Raw genomic sequence first — 14510 nt, forward strand, 5'->3', positions numbered from 1 at the left:
CTCACCTGATGCGGCCGTGGAGCAGCTCCACCAGGGTCTGGTGGGTCTGCTCGATCGGCCGCTCGGGGTAGAGGGCGCGGCGTTCGATGGCGACCGTCAGGACCATGCCGAACAGGGCGGTCGCCGCCGTCTCCACGTCGAGGTCGGCGCGGATCTCGCCGCTCGCCGCCGCCCTGCGCAGCACGCCCGCGTACACGCCGAGCGCGCTCTCGCGCAGCCGCGCCACCGCCTCCTGCCAGGCGGTGCGCCACATCTCGGCCAGCAACACCCGGGCGAACGGGCCGTGCTCCTCGAAGAAGCGCAGCTGGCCGAGCACCACCGAGTCGAGGGCGGCCACGCCGCTCTCGCCGGTGTCGGCGGCGGCCAGCGCGCCCGCCAGCCGCTCGATCGAGTGCTCCAGCAGCGCGGAGAACAGGCCCTCCTTGCTGCCGAAGTTGTAGAACACGGTGCCCTTGGCCACCCCGGCGCGCTCGGCGATCGCGTCGACCGTGGTGGCCGCGTAGCCCTGCTCGGCGATCAGCTCGACCGCCGCCGTGAACACCTTCGCCCGGGTGTCCTGCCTGCTCACAGCGACAGCTCGGGGTGCAGGCGCTTCATGGACCAGACGCGGCCCCGCTCCACCGCGAGGGTGGTCAGCGCGAGCCCGAGCACGAGGAATGCGGACAGCACGCCGCAAGCCTGCCACACCACGGTCAGATCGCCGCCACTGATCAGCCTGCGCAGCGCCGAGACGACCCAGCTCATCGGCAGCCACGGCGAGATCGTCTGGAAGAACCCGGGCGAGGTCTCGATCGGATACGTCCCCGCCGCCGAGGTGAGCTGGAGCATCAGCAGCGCCAGCCCCACCACCCGGCCGGGCGGCCCGAGCAGCGCGTTGACCGCCTGCACCACCGCCAGGAACGCGGCCGCCGCCAGCAGCAGCAGCCCGATCACCCCGAGCCAGTGGGCCGCCTCCAGGCCGAGCGCGAACCGCAGCACCGCCGCCAGCACGCCGACCTGGGCCGCGCCCAGCGCCACCGCGGGCAGCCAGCCGGCCAGCGCGATGCGCACCGCGCCCTGGGTCCCGGCCAGCCGTCGCTGGTTCAGCGGCTTGAGCACCATGAAGGTGATCATCGCGCCCACCCACAGCGCCAGCGGCAGGAAGAACGGCGCGAAGCCGGTGCCGTAGTTGGGGACCTCGTTGTCGACCGTCTTGGCCAGCCGCACCGGGTCGCTCATCACGTCGGCGCGGGCGGCCCGCTGCTGGGCGTCGTAGTCGGGGATCTTCTCCGCGCCCTCGCCGAGCCCGCCCGCCAGGTCCTTCGAGCCCTTGGCGAGCTGGTCCATGCCCTTGTCCACCTGGCCCGCGCCGTCGTGCAGCCGGCCGACCCCGGTGCGCAGGGTGCTCGCGCCGTCGCTGAGCTTGACCAGCCCGCCGCCGAGCTGCCCGAGGCCGCTGGTGACCTGGGCCGAGCCGTCGTGCAGCTTGGTCGCGCCCTGGTAGAGGGCGCCCGCGCCGGTGCCGGCCTTGGCCAGGCTCGCGTCCACGGTCGCCGCGCCGGCGGCCAGCTTGGCCAGGCCGTCGTCCAGGGCGTTCACCTGGGTCCTGACCTGGTCGACCTTGGGGCCGATCTGCGGGGCCACGGACGCGATCTTCCTGGCGTTCCTGGCCAGCTCGCGGGCCTGGGCGGACAGGGCGGAGGCGCCGCCCGTGCCGCCGGTGCCGCCGGTGCCCGCCGAGCCGGCCTGCTCGGCGGCGCGTTCTGCGGCGTTCGCCGCGCTGCGCAGCAGGGAGCGCACCTCGGGGTCGGCGTCCGCGCCGAGGCGGTCGAGCGCGGCCTGGGCCTGGGAGGCGGCCTCGCGGGCGCTGCCCGCCGCGCGGGTCGCGCCGGCGCCCGTGCCGGAGCCGTCCGCCAGCCGGTCGGCGGCGTCGGCCACCTGCTCGGCGGCGTCGGCGACCTTCGGGCCCCACTCGTTCAGCACCGGCACGTACTTGTCGGCGAGCTGGTTGACCGCGCGCGTCTGGGTGTGGACCTGGTCGGCCGCCTTCCGGGTGCCCTTCCGCAGCTCGGAGGTGCCCTCGCTGCGGAGCTTGCGCAGGCCGTCGCGCAGCTCGCCGATGGCCTGCTGCGCCTTGCCGATGCCGCCGGTGACCTGGGCCGAGCCGTTCCGCAGCTTGCCGGTGGCGGTGTTGGCGCTGTTCAGGCCGACGGAGAGCTGCTGGGCGCCGTTCTCGGCGGTGCCGAGGCCGGAGTTGAGCCGGGAGACGCCGTCGCCGGCCTTGACCGCGCCGTCGTGCAGCTTGCCGGCGCCGTCGGCGGCCTCGGTGGTGGCCTCGTGGATGTCGCCGATCGAGACGAAGACCTTGTCGAAGTAGTCGTGGATGGCCGTGCGCTCGGCGGCGGCGCGCACCTCGTTGAAGACCGCGTCGGAGATGCTGCCGACGATGTAGCTGCGGCCGGTGTCCACGCGCAGGCCGAGCTGGGCGGGGGTGGGGGTCGCCGTGTCGTCGGACGGCGAGGCCAGGCGGGCGCTGAAGTCGGCGGGCACGGTGAGCGACAGGTAGTAGCTGCCGTCGGCGACACCGTCGGCCGCCTGCCGGGGCGTGGCCTCGTGCCAGGCGAACGTCCGGCGCTTGCGCAGCTCGTCGGCCAGGTCCTGGCCCGCGTGCAGGGTCTTGCCGTCGACCGTGGCCGGGCGGTCCTCCATGACCAGCGCGACGGGGACCCGGTCGAGGTTGCCCTGGGGGTCCCAGAACGACCACAGGTACAGTCCGGCGTACAGCAGCGGCAGCACGATCACCGCCGCCAGCGCAGCCCGGGTCAACCGGGACCGCAGCATGCCCTTCATCACAGCTCCACGAGGTGGTCGTAGCGGGCGGGCGGGCGCACGCAGCTCGCGACCAAGGCCGTGCCGAGACCGGCGCCGAGGTCGCGCAGGAGGTCCCAGAGCGCTCGTACGCGGTCGTCGGGCAGGCCCGCGTCCACGTTGTCGGCGAGGATCACCGCGGGCTCGTCCAGCAGGGCCAGGGCGACGCCGAGGCGCACCTGCTGCTCGCGGTCCAGCTCGCTCACCGGCGTCGTGTCCGGCGCCGCGAGCCCCGCCCGCTTCAGGACTTCCTGGTACGGCTTGCGCCTGCGCTCGCGCAGGTGCTCCTTGACCGTCAGCGCTCTATCGAGATCCGTGACGCCGTCGACCAGCGCGAGCGCCGCCGCCTTGCGGATGGCCCGCGGCCTGGTGTGCCCGGCGACGGAGAGCGTGCCCGTCGTCGGCCTCATCCGCCCGGCCAGCGTGAGCAGCAGGCTCGTCCGCCCGCTGCCCGCCGGCCCGGCGACCGCCGTGAGCGTCCCGGGGCCCGCCTTCAGCGAGACCGCCGGGTACACCCCCTCGATCGACAAGCCCTCCGCGACGATCACCACAACCCCATCTCTTGAACTGACTGGTCAGTACAAAAGATTACCTCGTGATGGGGTGCGTCACGCTGTGAGATACGCCTCGAACCGCTCGGCCAGCTCCTTCGGGCGCGACAGCATGACCATGTGACTGCCCCCGATCTCGTCGGGCATGACACCGAGTCGTTCCCGGACCACCCGCCGCATGAACTCGGGCGGGAAGAACCGGTCGTCCCGGCAGAGCAGGAAGCGCGTCGGCACGTCGGGCCACGCCGCGCCCGGCCACGGCTCGACGGACGACTTCTCCGCCTGCGGACGCCCCCGCGACAACCCCTCCTGCGCCAGCTCCTCCGGGACGTCGTGCATGAACTCGGCGATCGTGTCCAAGCCCTCGGCGCCCTGGTAGCCGGTGTTGGCCCACCACTCGCCCGGCGGCTCGCCCGGCGCCGGGATCATGGCCGTGACCAGCACGATCAGCTTGACGGGCAGGCGGTCGCAGACCAGCGGAGCGACGAAGCCGCCCCACGAGTGGGCCACCACGACCAGCTCGTCCGCCTCGCCGACGGCCCGCGCCACCGTGTCGGCGTAGTCGGCCAGGCCGGCCGACTCGTCCTCGATCGGCAGGTCGACGGCCACCGTGCGGTGGCCCCGGGCGCGCAGCTCGGCCTCGACCAGGTGCCAGTCCCAGGCGGAGCTGCCGCCGCCGTGGATCAGCGCGAACGTCGCCACCCGCCTCACCCCCGCGCCGTCGTGCCGGAAACGCCCCGCGATGCCTTGCTCATGGCTGCTGCTCCCCTCGTCGTGTCCCTGTTCCCGACGCAGTATGGCGAGCGCCTGCGACAGAAAAATCTCGCAACATTTATTGCGCAATTTTCCTTTCGCATCTAGCGTGAGAGCATGGCAAGCCACGATCGGCCCCGCGTCCAGGACGTCGGCACGCTCAAGGCGCTGGCGCACCCGCTGCGCATGAAGCTGTACCGCGCGCTCAAGGTCGCCGAGCTGGCGACCGCCTCGCAGCTCGCCGAGCAGGTGGACGAGGCGGTCTCCCTGGTCAGCTACCACCTGCGCAAGCTGGCCTCGCACGGCCTCATCGAGGAGACGCAGGGCGGCCGGGGGGACGCCCGGGAGCGCTGGTGGCGGACGTCGGCGGAGAGCTTCTCCACCCGCAACTCCGACTTCCGCGACAGCCCCGAGGGCGTCGTGGTCCACCAGACGCTGTCCCGCCTGCACGCCCGCCAGCTCGCCGAGATGTACGACGCCTACCTCGACGCGCAGTGGGCCTGGAGCGAAGCCTGGCAGGACTCGTCCTTCGGGTCGGAGTTCCTGCTGTCGCTGACCGCGGAGGAGTTGCGCGACCTCAGGCAGGAGATCGACGACGTGGTCGCGAAGTGGACGGCCCGCGGCAGGGCGGCCGGCGAGGCGGGTGACACCGAGGGCCGCGAGAACGTGGCCGTGCACCTGTACGGGTTCCCGTTCACGACGTGAGGAGAGAGCAGGATGAATCCCGACTTATACCTACTTGTCGAGCGAGTACGCGGGCAAGAGCTGCGCGCCGCCGCCCGGACACCCCGGCGAACGGGCCGGACACACCCGGGGACGGTCGCCCGCGCCTGGGAACGACGGCTGGGCTGGGCCCTGGTGGAGACCGGCCTGCGCCTGGTCAGCCGCGGCACGACCAAGCAGACACCACGCCTGGCGGACCACCACGCCTGACCCGCCCGGCGCAAGCCGCCAAGCCTCCGCCGCCTGGGCCGCCGGGCGTTCTAAGCCGGAGCGGTCCCGTTCAACCCCTTCAGGACCGCGCGTTCGACCGGCGTCGGCGCGGTGCCGGTGAGGTCGAGCAGGCCGGTGGGCATCAGCGGCGGCTGGGCCATGAACCGCGGCACGGTGCCGCGATGCGGCTGGGCCGCGTGGATCAGGAACGGGTGGCACAGGAAGACGTCGCCGGGGGAGCCGGTGACGCTGACCTCGCGGCGCCCCTCGCTGAGCGGCACGGCCTCCCCGCACAGCGGGAACCATTCACGCCCTTCGTCCCCGGAATCGGCGAGCAGGGCGGGCACGTCCAGATGTGAGCCGACGCGTACCCGGGTGGGGGCGTCGTCGGGGCCGACCTCGGAGAACAGGAACAGCATGAGGAGGGCCCGGCCGCGCGAGCGCAGGCTCACCCGGTACTCGCCGGCGTCACCGGCGAAGCTCGCCTCCAGGTGCCAGCCGTCGTCGCCCGGCTCCTCGTCGCTGGGGAAACGCAGCGGGAAGGTGCCGAGGCCCATGGGCGCGGTCCACCGCCCGGCGCCCACGAGCTGGTCGTAGGCCTCGTGCAGCGCCGGCGTGTTGGCCGCCGCGCGGAACGGCGGGGTCGCCATCCAGCCCAGCCGCACGACCGGCTGGGTCCAGCCCGACGGGTCGTCGGGGTCGCAGCCGCTGGCCGCCCACAGCTCGGCCCGGCACTGCTCGGCCGTCTCCCGGGGCACCGCGCCGGGCAGCCGGACGAACCCGTCCTCGACGAACGACTCGACCTGCTCGTCGGTCAACATGCGCAGCCCCTCCTGGCGATTTCCGCGGAACGTCGTGCAGCCTGACGAACGGCGGCCAGGAAGGGCAACGCAATTTCCGCCCGAGGGCGAGGCCCCGAGGGACGCGGCTCAGACGCCGAGCGCCGACGGCAGGCTCAGCTCCTGCAGGAACAGCGCCTCGGCGGTGGCCACCCGGCGCAGCTCCTCAAGGTCGACCCGCTCGTTGGGGGCGTGGATGGCGGCGTCCTCGTCCTCGGCGCCGAACAGCAGGATCTCGGCCGCCGGGTACTGCTTGAGCAGCGTGTTCACCAGCGGGATCGACCCGCCCGCGCCCACGTCGCGCGGCGGGCGGCCGAACGCGCGCTCCATCGCCCGGTTGAGCGCCGCCCGCGCCTTGCCGCCGGAGTCGGCCTGGAAGCCGGACCCGACGGTGAAGTCGTCGAACGACACCTGCACGCCCCACGGCGCCACCTGGCGCAGGAACTCCACCACGGCGTTGACCGTGGTCTTCGGGTCGCCGGACGGAGGCACCCGGACGGTCACCCGGGCCCGCGCCGCAGGCTGGACCGCGTTCACGGCGCCCGACACGGTCGGCACGTCGAGGCCCGTGACGGTGATGGCGTACGAGGCCCACAGCCGGTCGGCCAGCGAGCCGGAGCCGACCAGCGACACGCCGTCCGCCACGCCGGCGGTCTTCCTGAACTCCTCCTCCGAGGGCCCCTGGCCGAGGAAGCTGCCGCGCGGCAGGCCGGGCACCCGGATGTCGCCGTTCTCGTCGTGCAGCGCGGTCAGCATGCGCATCAGGGCGGCCAGCGCGTCGGGGGCGGCGCCGCCGAACGAGCCGCTGTGCACGGCCTCGCGCAGCGTGCGCACCTCGATGGTGAAGGCCGCCATGCCGCGCAGCGACGTCGTGACCGCCGGGTCGCCGACGCGCGGGTTGCCGGTGTCGGCGACCACGATGGCGTCGGCCCGCAGCAGTTCGGGGTTGCGCTCGACGAACGCCTCCAGGCGCTCGCCCGCGTACTCCTCCTGGCCCTCGATGATGACCTTGATGCCCACCGGGAACCGGCCCTGGAAGGCGCGCAGCGCGGCGATGTGGGAGATGATGCCCGACTTGTCGTCGGCGCAGCCGCGGCCGTACAGCTTGCCGTCGATCAGGGTGGGCTCGAACGGCGGCGTGCGCCAGGCGGCCAGGTCGCCGGCGGGCTGCACGTCGTAGTGCGCGTACAGCAGGACGGTGGGCGCGCCGGGAGGGGCCGGGGCCTCGCCGTAGATCGCGGGGAAGCTGCCTTCGACGGCGACCTGCTGGACGTGCGGCAGGCCCGCCGAGCGCACGAGCTCCTCCGTCGCCGCCGCGGCGGCGTAGACCGGCTCCTCCGGGTGCCCGGGGAAGGCCACGGAGGGAATGGAGGCGAGCCGCTTGAGCTCCTCGATGGCTCGGGGCATCGCGGCGGCGACGGCGCTCTCGATCTGGTCAGGAGTCACGGGACGGTCCCCCGGGGGTCGTTCTGGGCAGTTTGGTCTCATTGGATCACAGAAGGTTCCACAGTATGGAAACGGACATGACCCGCGCGTTAATCTACCTGCGGATTTCGTTGCGGTTACACAACGGTTCTGCGGATCTCGATTTTCTTGCATAGTGCTGCGACCGATTCGCTTGGCAAACCGCAGGTGAAGATGCACACTGTGGAGAGTTCGACACGAGGGAAGATAACCATGACGCAGCCGGAAAACGACGTCCTGAAGGCCGCGCAGGACAACCTGTGGTTGCACTTCACGAGGCACAGCGCCTACCAGGAGAACGAGATCCCGACCATCGTGCGCGGTGAGGGGTCCTATATCTACGACATCCACGGCAAGCGTTACCTCGACGGCCTGGCCGGGCTGTTCGTCGTCCAGGTCGGACACGGGCGTGGCGAGCTGGCCGAGGCCGCCGCCAAGCAGGCCCAGGAGCTGGCCTTCTTCCCGTTGTGGTCCTACTCGCACCCCAAGGCGGCCGAGCTGGCCGCCCGCCTGGCCGAGCAGGCGCCGGGCGAGCTGAACCGGGTCTTCTTCACCACCGGCGGCGGCGAGGCCGTCGAGACCGCGTGGAAGCTGGCCAAGCAGTACTACAAGCTCGTCGGCAAGCCGCTCAAGCACAAGGTCATCAGCCGCCAGATCGCCTACCACGGCACCCCTCAGGGCGCCCTGTCGATCACCGGCATCCCGGCGTTCAAGCAGATGTTCGAGCCCCTCGTGCCCGGCTCGGTGCGCGTTCCGAACACGAACTACTACCGCGCCGACGAGATCAGCGGCATCCCCGGCATGTCGCCGGAGGAATACGGCATCTGGGCGGCCGACCGCGTGGCCCGCGCCATCGAGATGGAGGGCCCCGACACGGTGGCCGCCGTCTTCGCCGAGCCCGTCCAGAACGCCGGCGGCTGCTTCCCGCCGCCCCCCGGCTACTTCCAGCGCCTGCGCGAGATCTGCGACGAGTACGACGTGCTGCTCGTCTCCGACGAGGTCATCTGCGCCTTCGGCCGCCTCGGCACCATGTTCGGCGGCCAGAAGTTCGACTACGTGCCCGACATCATCACCTGCGCCAAGGGCCTGACCAGCGGCTACTCGCCCATCGGCGCCATGATCGCGCACGAGCGGCTGTTCGAGCCGTTCAAGCAGGGCGACAACATGTTCGCCCATGGCTACACCTTCGGCGGTCACCCCGTGTCGGCCGCCGTGGCCCTCGCCAACCTCGACATCTTCGAGCGCGAGGACCTGCTCGGCCACGTCACCAAGAACGAGCCCCTCTTCCAGGCCACCCTCGACGACCTGCGCGACCTGCCGATCGTCGGCGACGTGCGGGGCTCGGGCTACTTCTGGGGCATCGAGCTGGTCAAGGACAAGGCCACCAAGGAGACGTTCAACGCCGAGGAGTCCGAGCGGTTGCTGCGCGGATTCCTGTCCAAGGCGCTGTTCGACGCCGGACTCTACTGCCGGGCGGACGACCGCGGCGACCCCGTGATCCAGCTCGCGCCCCCGCTGATCGCGGGGCAGAGGGAGTTCGACGAGATCGGATCCATCCTGCGGGGTGTGCTCTCGGAAGCGTGGGCGCGCCTCTAACACCCTCCCCACCCGGTACGACGAAGTGCCGGTCTCCGAAAGGATCCCTACGATGAAGATCGGCGTCCCTGCCGAGGTCAAGAACCACGAATACCGTGTGGCGGTCACCCCCGCCGGTGTTCACGAGCTGGTGCGGAACGGTCACGACGTCACCGTCCAGCGGGGTGCCGGCCTCGGCTCACACATCACCGACGAGGAGTACCTCGCCGCGGGCGCGAAGATCCTCGACAACGCCGACGCCGTCTGGGCCGGGGCGGACATGGTCCTGAAGGTCAAGGAGCCCATCGCCGAGGAGTACCACCGCCTGCGCGAGGGCCTGGTCCTGTTCACCTACCTGCACCTGGCCGCCTCCCGCCCGTGCACCGACGCCCTGCTCGCCGCCAGGACGACCGGCATCGCGTACGAGACCGTGCAGGTGGGCCACACGCTGCCGCTGCTCGCCCCGATGTCGGAGGTCGCGGGCCGGCTCGCGCCGCAGGTGGGCGCCTACAACCTCATGCGCTTCAACGGCGGCCGCGGCGTGCTGCCCGGCGGGGTGCCCGGCGTGGCCCCGGCCAAGGTCGTCGTCATCGGCGGCGGCGTCTCGGGCCTCAACGCGGCGCAGATCGCCGTCGGCATGGGCGCGGACGTGACCGTGCTCGACACCAACATCGACCGGCTCCGCCAGATCGACGCCATCTACCAGGGCCGGCTCAAGACCCTCGTGTCCACCTCGTACGCGATCGAGCGCGAGGTCCTGCAGGCCGACCTGGTCATCGGCGCGGTGCTGATCCCCGGCGCCAAGGCCCCGACGCTGGTCTCCAACGACCTGGTCGCGCGGATGAAGCCGGGCTCGGTGCTCGTGGACATCGCCATCGACCAGGGCGGCTGCTTCGAGGACTCGCGGCCGACCACGCACGCCGAGCCGACGTACACGGTGCACAAGTCGATCTTCTACTGCGTGGCCAACATGCCGGGCTCGGTGGCCAACACCTCCACCTACGCCCTGACCAACGCGACGCTCCCGTACGCGGTCAAGCTGGCCAACCTGGGCTGGCGCGACGCGCTGAAGGCCGATCAGGGCCTCGCGGGCGGCCTGAACACCCATGACGGCCTGCTCACCAACGAGCCGGTCGCCCAGGCGCTGGGGCTGGCGTACACGCCGGTCGCCGACGTTCTCTGATGCTCCTCCAGGGGCGCGGCCGGCGGTCGCGCCCCTAACACACGCCCAGACGGCGCCGCAGGTCACGGGCGGTGGCGAGAACGTGCTGGATCTCGCCCGTGCCCGGCCACGGCGCGCTGCCGGGGCGCAGCAGCGTGCCGCGCACCGACGCCAGGTGCTCGACCGCGCTGCGGTGCACCCCGCTCCGCTCCACCAGCCAGCCGATCACGTCGGAGTGGTCGTGCAGCGGCCTGGTCACCAGGTCCCAGGTGCCCAGCACCTCCGTCAGGTCGGGCACCGACAGCGGCACGCCGCCCCTGCGGCCGGTGGCCGCCGCCGCCAGCTCCGCGCGGGCGGCCAGCTCGGGCTCGGCGGTGCGCGCCCACGCCTGCGGCGGCGGGTCGGCCAGCCACTCCTCGGCCTCGCCCAGCTCGCCGGCCACCGTCAGCAGCCCGCCCAGCTCGACCGCCGCGCCGTGGTGGCCCGCCCGCGCCGCCTGGCGGAACCAGTGGCGGCCGCCGGCCAGGTCGCCGAACTCGGCGATCAGCAGCAGGCCGTAGTTGAAGGCGGACTCGGCGTCGCCGCCCGCCGCCGCCCTGCCGAACCAGTGGCTGGCCGCCGGGGTGTCGCCGAGCTCCACGCAGACGAACCCGGCCATGCGCTGGTCCTCCAGCCGCCCGGCGGCGGCCGCCCGCTCGTACCAGGCGCGGGCCGTACGCAGGTCGCCGCGGGACAGGGCGATGGCGCCGAGCCGGGAGGCGGCGCCCGGGTGCTCGTTCTTGGCGGCCAGCCGGTAGTAGGCCTCGGCGCCCTCGGGGTCGCGGCTGGCGTGCAGGTAGAGGCCCATGCAGTGGGCGGAGTCGGCGTGGCCGCCCCTGGCGGCGTACTCCCACCAGCGCACGGTCTCCTCGTCCTCGCCGGCGGAGTAGGCCAGGAAGCCGAGGTCGTGGGCCGAGGCCATGTCGCCGTCGTCGGCCGCCCTGCGGTGCCACTCGCGGGCCACGCCGGTCTCGCCGGTGTCCTCGCACAGCAGCGCCAGCCGGCGGGCCGCGGCGCGCGACCCGGCCAGGGCCGAGCGTTCGAACCAGGCCCGCGCGGCGCCGGCGTCGCCGCGCTGTTCGAGCAGGAGCGTGGCCAGGTTGGCGGCGGCCTCCGCGTCGCCGGTGGCCGCGGCGGTCTCGTACCAGATGACCGCCTCCTCCAGGCTGCCGTGCTTCTCGTGCCAGACGCCCAGGTTGTACGCGCTGTCGACGTTGCCGCCCGCGGCCGCCAGCTCCCACCAGAGCCGGGCCGCCGCGCGGTCGCCGCGCTGGGCGTAGAGCTTGCCGAGCCGGTGGGCCGCCTGGGCGTCGCCCTGCTGCGCGGCCACCAGCAACTCCGGCTCGTCACCCACCCGTGGCGCCGGAACGGCCGGCGTCGCCACCTCTCCCTGCCACCAGGCCATGGCGACAGAGTGGCACGTGATCATACGATCGCGAACCGTAATTGCCGACAACGGACCTAGGAGAACCTGATGAACCCGGAATACATCCCCATCCCGCACACGTAACGCAGCGAGCCGGGGCGGTGGGGCGGCAGCCGTACGGTGGCGGGCAGGGCCACGTCGCGCCCGTCGATGGTGACGGTGCCCGTGCAGCCCGGATCGACCAGTTTGAAGATGACCTCGACCGGTACGTTCGCCGGGACGGACACGGCGGCGGGCCGGTAGCCCTCGCGGGTGGCGTAGACCGTGACGGTCCGGGCGGCGGGCCCCGCGGCGGCCGGTGCGTCCGCACCCGTCCAGCCGCCCAGGTTGAGCCCGGCCACGACGGTCCAGAGCCCGGCGGCGACGGCGACGACCCCGGCGAACCTGGCCAGCCGGGTGCGGGAGATCCGCCGCAGCACGTAACCGAGCAGCGCGAACGCCGGTGCCGTGCCGACCACGAACCCCGCCATGGCCGCCGCGCCCGACAGCGGCGAGCCGCTGGAGACGGCGAGCATCTCCATGCCGATCGTCACCCCGCAGGGCACGAGGACGGTGGCCGCCCCCAGCAGCGGCGCCTTGTATCCGGAGGGCCGGACGGGCTCGGCGCACGCGTGCCGCCCGCCGCGCATGAGCCGGATCGCGAACACGATCACGACGCAGCCGGCCGCGACCAGGAGCACGGCCCGCGCCCGCGGCGGCAGGCCGACCGCCGAGCCGAGCAGCCCGAGCAGCGCCCCCACCAGCGTGTACGCCGCCAGCCGGCCGGCCAGGAACCAGGCCACCAGCGCCGGGTCGCGGCCGGGGCGGTGGCCGACCAGGCCCACGAGCAGCCCGCCCTGGGCGGCCGTGCACGAGGCGGTGCCCGCCACCAGCCCGGCTGCCACGCCCCCGGCGAACAGGGTGACCGCCTCCACGCTCAGCCCTCCCCGCTCGCGCGCGATGCTTTCGGGGGAAACGTAACGCGGCAGGCTGGATGCGGCCAGTGACAGTTCTTGTACCCTTAGTGATGTTTAGGTGGTTGCGCCCTTGAGCACGGACATCTTCTCGAAGAACTCGTCGTCGCCCATCTCGCCGCGGGCGTACCGTTCGGCCAGGATCTGCTCCGCCGACGCGGTGGGCCGGTCGGGGACGGCCGCCGGGCGACGCCCCCACCAGCCCTTGCGGCGGGCGGTGACGGCGAGCGCGATGAGCGCGACCCAGAACAGGCCCCAGAAGACCGGGAAGACCGGCCAGAGATGCGGATGCATGACTTCCTCCTTCGTCCTGCCTCCAGGGTCCGCCTTGGCACGGCGCGGCGAATCGCCCCCCGGGAGCCGCCGCCGCTGCGCCCCGGGGAGTGCTCGGGCGGGCCCGGCGTACGCCTGAGGAGGTAGCGCGCCGGCGCGTTTCATCGTCCGAAGGACGGGTGTGACTCAGGGCCGCCGGGCCTCGATGAGGAACCTGGACGAATGGGCGATGAACGGGCCTTCGGCCTCGATGAGGTCGTGCAGCTCGCGAAGTTTGTCGCCGTAGCGGGCGACCGAGAAGCCCGGCACGATCCAGATCACCTTGCGCAGGAAGTAGATCACCGCGCCGATGTCGCGGAACTCCATGCGCAGCCGCTCGGCCCGCAGGTCGACCACCTCCAGCCCGGCCGCCTCCGCCTCCGCCACGGCCTGGCGCGGGTCGCGGGCCGAGCCGTCCTGCGGGCCCATGAAGAACTCGGTCAGCTCGAACACGCTGCGCGGGCCGACCTGCTGCGAGAAGTACGCGCCTCCCGGACGCAGCACCCGGGCGATCTCCGCCCACCAGGTAGCCACCGGATGGCGGCTGACCACGAGGTCGAAGACGCCGTCGCGGAACGGCAGGCGCGGCTCGTCGTCGTCGGCCACCACGTACGCGCCGCGCGGGCGCAGCCGGGCGGCGGCCAGCGCCAGGTTGGGCGGCCACGACTCGGTCGCCACCGTCACCTTCGGCAGGGTGGGCAGCCCGGCCAGGATCTCCCCGCCGCCGGTCTGGACGTCGAGCGCCGCCCGCGCCCCCGCCATCCGCCCGGCCAGCAGGCGGGAGTAGCCCCACGAGGGCCGCTCCTCGGTGGCCCGGCCCTCCAGCCAGGAGAAGTCCCAGCCGGCCACGGACACCGTGTCGGCCTCCTCGACCAGGTCATCGTATGTACGCCGCATCCTCCGACCATGTCAGCGTCCCGGCCGCGGCTTCAACCGGATTTCTCCCGTGTCGCCGATCAGGCGACCCGGGCGCGGACGGCCGCCCGGTCGATGCCGAGCTGGTCGATCAGCCGGGCCACCGGGTCGTGGCGGTCGCGCTCCAGGAGGGCGAGCAGGAGGTGGCGGGGCGCCTGCGGCCTGGTCTTCCGCCGGGTGGCCCCGATGGCGGCGTTGATCACCGCACGGGCGCTCGACGTGAGCGCGGTGCCGGGGACCGGCGGATGCCGGCGGGGCGTCGCGCGCGGGGCCTGGCCGAGGTCGAGGCCGATCGAGCGCAGCGCCTCGCGGTCGAGCTCGTCGAGCGCGGCACGCGCCCCGGCCAGGTCGACGCCGAGCGCCCGCGCCGGCTCGGCGGCCGGATCGTGCAGCAGGCCGAGCAGCAGGTGCTCGGTGCCGAGCCGCCGGTCGCCGCGCTGTCTGGCCTCGTCGAGCGCCGCGCTGACGACGGCCGCGAAGGGGCTCTTCTCCTTGCCGAACATGGCGATCCTCACTTTCCGTATCTGGCGTGCACGGACTGCCGCGACATGCCGAGCGCGTCGCCGATCTGTTCCCAGGTCCAGCCCTGCTCCCTGGCCGCCGCCACCGACGCCGCCTCGACCTGCTCGGCCAGCCGGTGCAGCGCGCCCACCGCCCGCAGGCCGAGGGCGGGGTCGTTCGACCTGATGCGTTGAGACAGCTCTTCCATGTCCACGCTGTCAGGCTAGATTGACAGGCGGG

Annotated in this window: 16 protein-coding genes; 4 read left to right on the forward strand and 12 right to left on the reverse strand. The window is 73.0% G+C overall.

Annotation, left to right across the window (positions count from 1 at the left end; translation table 11 throughout):
- Position 1 precedes the first annotated feature (1 nt).
- The 4 genes from ABT158_RS00695 to ABT158_RS00710 are packed head-to-tail and all read right to left on the reverse strand — an operon-like array spanning position 2 to position 4100.
- Entirely contained in the window at positions 2-568 is a 567-nt protein-coding gene (locus ABT158_RS00695; protein WP_352349411.1) for a TetR/AcrR family transcriptional regulator, read from the reverse strand.
- Positions 565-2829, reverse strand: coding sequence for a YhgE/Pip family protein (locus tag ABT158_RS00700; protein WP_352349413.1), 2265 nt, complete (start codon positions 2827-2829; stop codon positions 565-567). The genes ABT158_RS00695 and ABT158_RS00700 overlap by 4 nt, the downstream gene beginning before the upstream one ends.
- Positions 2829-3398 (reverse strand): ABC transporter ATP-binding protein, encoded by a 570-nt coding sequence (locus ABT158_RS00705; RefSeq protein ID WP_352349415.1) that lies wholly within the window; start codon positions 3396-3398, stop codon positions 2829-2831. Before ABT158_RS00705 ends, ABT158_RS00700 begins: the two co-directional genes overlap by 1 nt.
- A gap of 57 nt (positions 3399-3455) precedes the next feature.
- Positions 3456-4100, reverse strand: a complete 645-nt coding sequence (locus tag ABT158_RS00710; protein ID WP_352349417.1) for an alpha/beta fold hydrolase — start codon at positions 4098-4100, stop codon at positions 3456-3458.
- A gap of 168 nt (positions 4101-4268) precedes the next feature.
- Here ABT158_RS00710 and ABT158_RS00715 point away from each other — a divergent pair, with 168 nt between their 5' ends.
- Complete coding sequence (locus tag ABT158_RS00715; RefSeq protein ID WP_352349419.1) at positions 4269-4856, forward strand: helix-turn-helix domain-containing protein; 588 nt, start codon at positions 4269-4271, stop codon at positions 4854-4856.
- 12 nt (positions 4857-4868) lie between these two features.
- A complete protein-coding gene (locus ABT158_RS00720; protein ID WP_352349421.1) occupies positions 4869-5084 on the forward strand; it encodes a hypothetical protein in 216 nt (71 codons plus the stop codon).
- A 50-nt stretch (positions 5085-5134) separates the two neighbouring features.
- On the opposite strand, the gene ABT158_RS00725 is transcribed toward ABT158_RS00720, so the two are convergent.
- Both ABT158_RS00725 and ABT158_RS00730 read right to left on the reverse strand, forming a co-directional pair.
- On the reverse strand, positions 5135-5905 hold the full coding sequence (locus ABT158_RS00725) for a phytanoyl-CoA dioxygenase family protein (RefSeq protein ID WP_352349423.1): 771 nt from the start codon (positions 5903-5905) through the stop codon (positions 5135-5137).
- A gap of 108 nt (positions 5906-6013) precedes the next feature.
- On the reverse strand, positions 6014-7369 hold the full coding sequence (locus tag ABT158_RS00730; RefSeq protein WP_352349425.1) for a dipeptidase: 1356 nt from the start codon (positions 7367-7369) through the stop codon (positions 6014-6016).
- A 231-nt stretch (positions 7370-7600) separates the two neighbouring features.
- Between ABT158_RS00730 and ABT158_RS00735 the strand changes: the two genes are divergently transcribed.
- Together ABT158_RS00735 and ald are read left to right on the forward strand one after the other, a co-directional pair.
- Positions 7601-8983: an aspartate aminotransferase family protein gene (locus ABT158_RS00735; RefSeq protein ID WP_352349427.1), complete on the forward strand. Its 1383-nt coding sequence runs from the start codon at positions 7601-7603 to the stop codon at positions 8981-8983.
- 52 nt (positions 8984-9035) lie between these two features.
- Positions 9036-10145: an alanine dehydrogenase gene (gene ald, locus ABT158_RS00740; protein WP_352349429.1), complete on the forward strand. Its 1110-nt coding sequence runs from the start codon at positions 9036-9038 to the stop codon at positions 10143-10145.
- Positions 10146-10179: 34 nt separating this feature from the next.
- On the opposite strand, the gene ABT158_RS00745 is transcribed toward ald, so the two are convergent.
- The 6 genes from ABT158_RS00745 to ABT158_RS00770 all read right to left on the reverse strand — a co-directional run bounded on the left by ABT158_RS00745 (position 10180) and on the right by ABT158_RS00770 (position 14478).
- Positions 10180-11568, reverse strand: a complete 1389-nt coding sequence (locus ABT158_RS00745; RefSeq protein ID WP_352349431.1) for a tetratricopeptide repeat protein — start codon at positions 11566-11568, stop codon at positions 10180-10182.
- Positions 11569-11624: 56 nt separating this feature from the next.
- Positions 11625-12503, reverse strand: coding sequence for a sulfite exporter TauE/SafE family protein (locus ABT158_RS00750; protein ID WP_352349433.1), 879 nt, complete (start codon positions 12501-12503; stop codon positions 11625-11627).
- Positions 12504-12599: 96 nt separating this feature from the next.
- Positions 12600-12836 (reverse strand): SHOCT domain-containing protein, encoded by a 237-nt coding sequence (locus ABT158_RS00755; protein ID WP_352349435.1) that lies wholly within the window; start codon positions 12834-12836, stop codon positions 12600-12602.
- Positions 12837-13001: 165 nt separating this feature from the next.
- Entirely contained in the window at positions 13002-13751 is a 750-nt protein-coding gene (locus ABT158_RS00760) for a class I SAM-dependent methyltransferase (protein ID WP_352349437.1), read from the reverse strand.
- Between the two features lie 59 nt (positions 13752-13810).
- Positions 13811-14284, reverse strand: a complete 474-nt coding sequence (locus ABT158_RS00765; protein WP_352349439.1) for a Clp protease N-terminal domain-containing protein — start codon at positions 14282-14284, stop codon at positions 13811-13813.
- The gene (locus tag ABT158_RS00770) at positions 14281-14478 is read right to left on the reverse strand and encodes a helix-turn-helix domain-containing protein (RefSeq protein ID WP_352326953.1); all 198 of its coding nucleotides are present in this window, start codon (positions 14476-14478) and stop codon (positions 14281-14283) included. The genes ABT158_RS00765 and ABT158_RS00770 overlap by 4 nt, the downstream gene beginning before the upstream one ends.
- Between the last annotated feature and the right edge of the window lie 32 nt (positions 14479-14510).

Origin of the sequence: Nonomuraea sp. NPDC001636 (genome assembly GCF_040298265.1) — a bacterium.
GTDB lineage: Bacteria > Actinomycetota > Actinomycetes > Streptosporangiales > Streptosporangiaceae > Nonomuraea.

Coding starts and splice junctions, on each gene's coding strand:
- ald (WP_352349429.1), top strand. CDS start 9,036: ATGAAGATCGGCGTCCCTGCCGAGGTCAAGAACCACGAATACCGTGTG.
- ABT158_RS00700 (WP_352349413.1), bottom strand. CDS start 2,829: ATGAAGGGCATGCTGCGGTCCCGGTTGACCCGGGCTGCGCTGGCGGCG.
- ABT158_RS00735 (WP_352349427.1), top strand. CDS start 7,601: ATGACGCAGCCGGAAAACGACGTCCTGAAGGCCGCGCAGGACAACCTG.
- ABT158_RS00770 (WP_352326953.1), bottom strand. CDS start 14,478: ATGGAAGAGCTGTCTCAACGCATCAGGTCGAACGACCCCGCCCTCGGC.
- ABT158_RS00720 (WP_352349421.1), top strand. CDS start 4,869: ATGAATCCCGACTTATACCTACTTGTCGAGCGAGTACGCGGGCAAGAG.
- ABT158_RS00760 (WP_352349437.1), bottom strand. CDS start 13,751: ATGCGGCGTACATACGATGACCTGGTCGAGGAGGCCGACACGGTGTCC.
- ABT158_RS00725 (WP_352349423.1), bottom strand. CDS start 5,905: ATGTTGACCGACGAGCAGGTCGAGTCGTTCGTCGAGGACGGGTTCGTC.
- ABT158_RS00745 (WP_352349431.1), bottom strand. CDS start 11,568: ATGGCCTGGTGGCAGGGAGAGGTGGCGACGCCGGCCGTTCCGGCGCCA.
- ABT158_RS00715 (WP_352349419.1), top strand. CDS start 4,269: ATGGCAAGCCACGATCGGCCCCGCGTCCAGGACGTCGGCACGCTCAAG.
- ABT158_RS00755 (WP_352349435.1), bottom strand. CDS start 12,836: ATGCATCCGCATCTCTGGCCGGTCTTCCCGGTCTTCTGGGGCCTGTTC.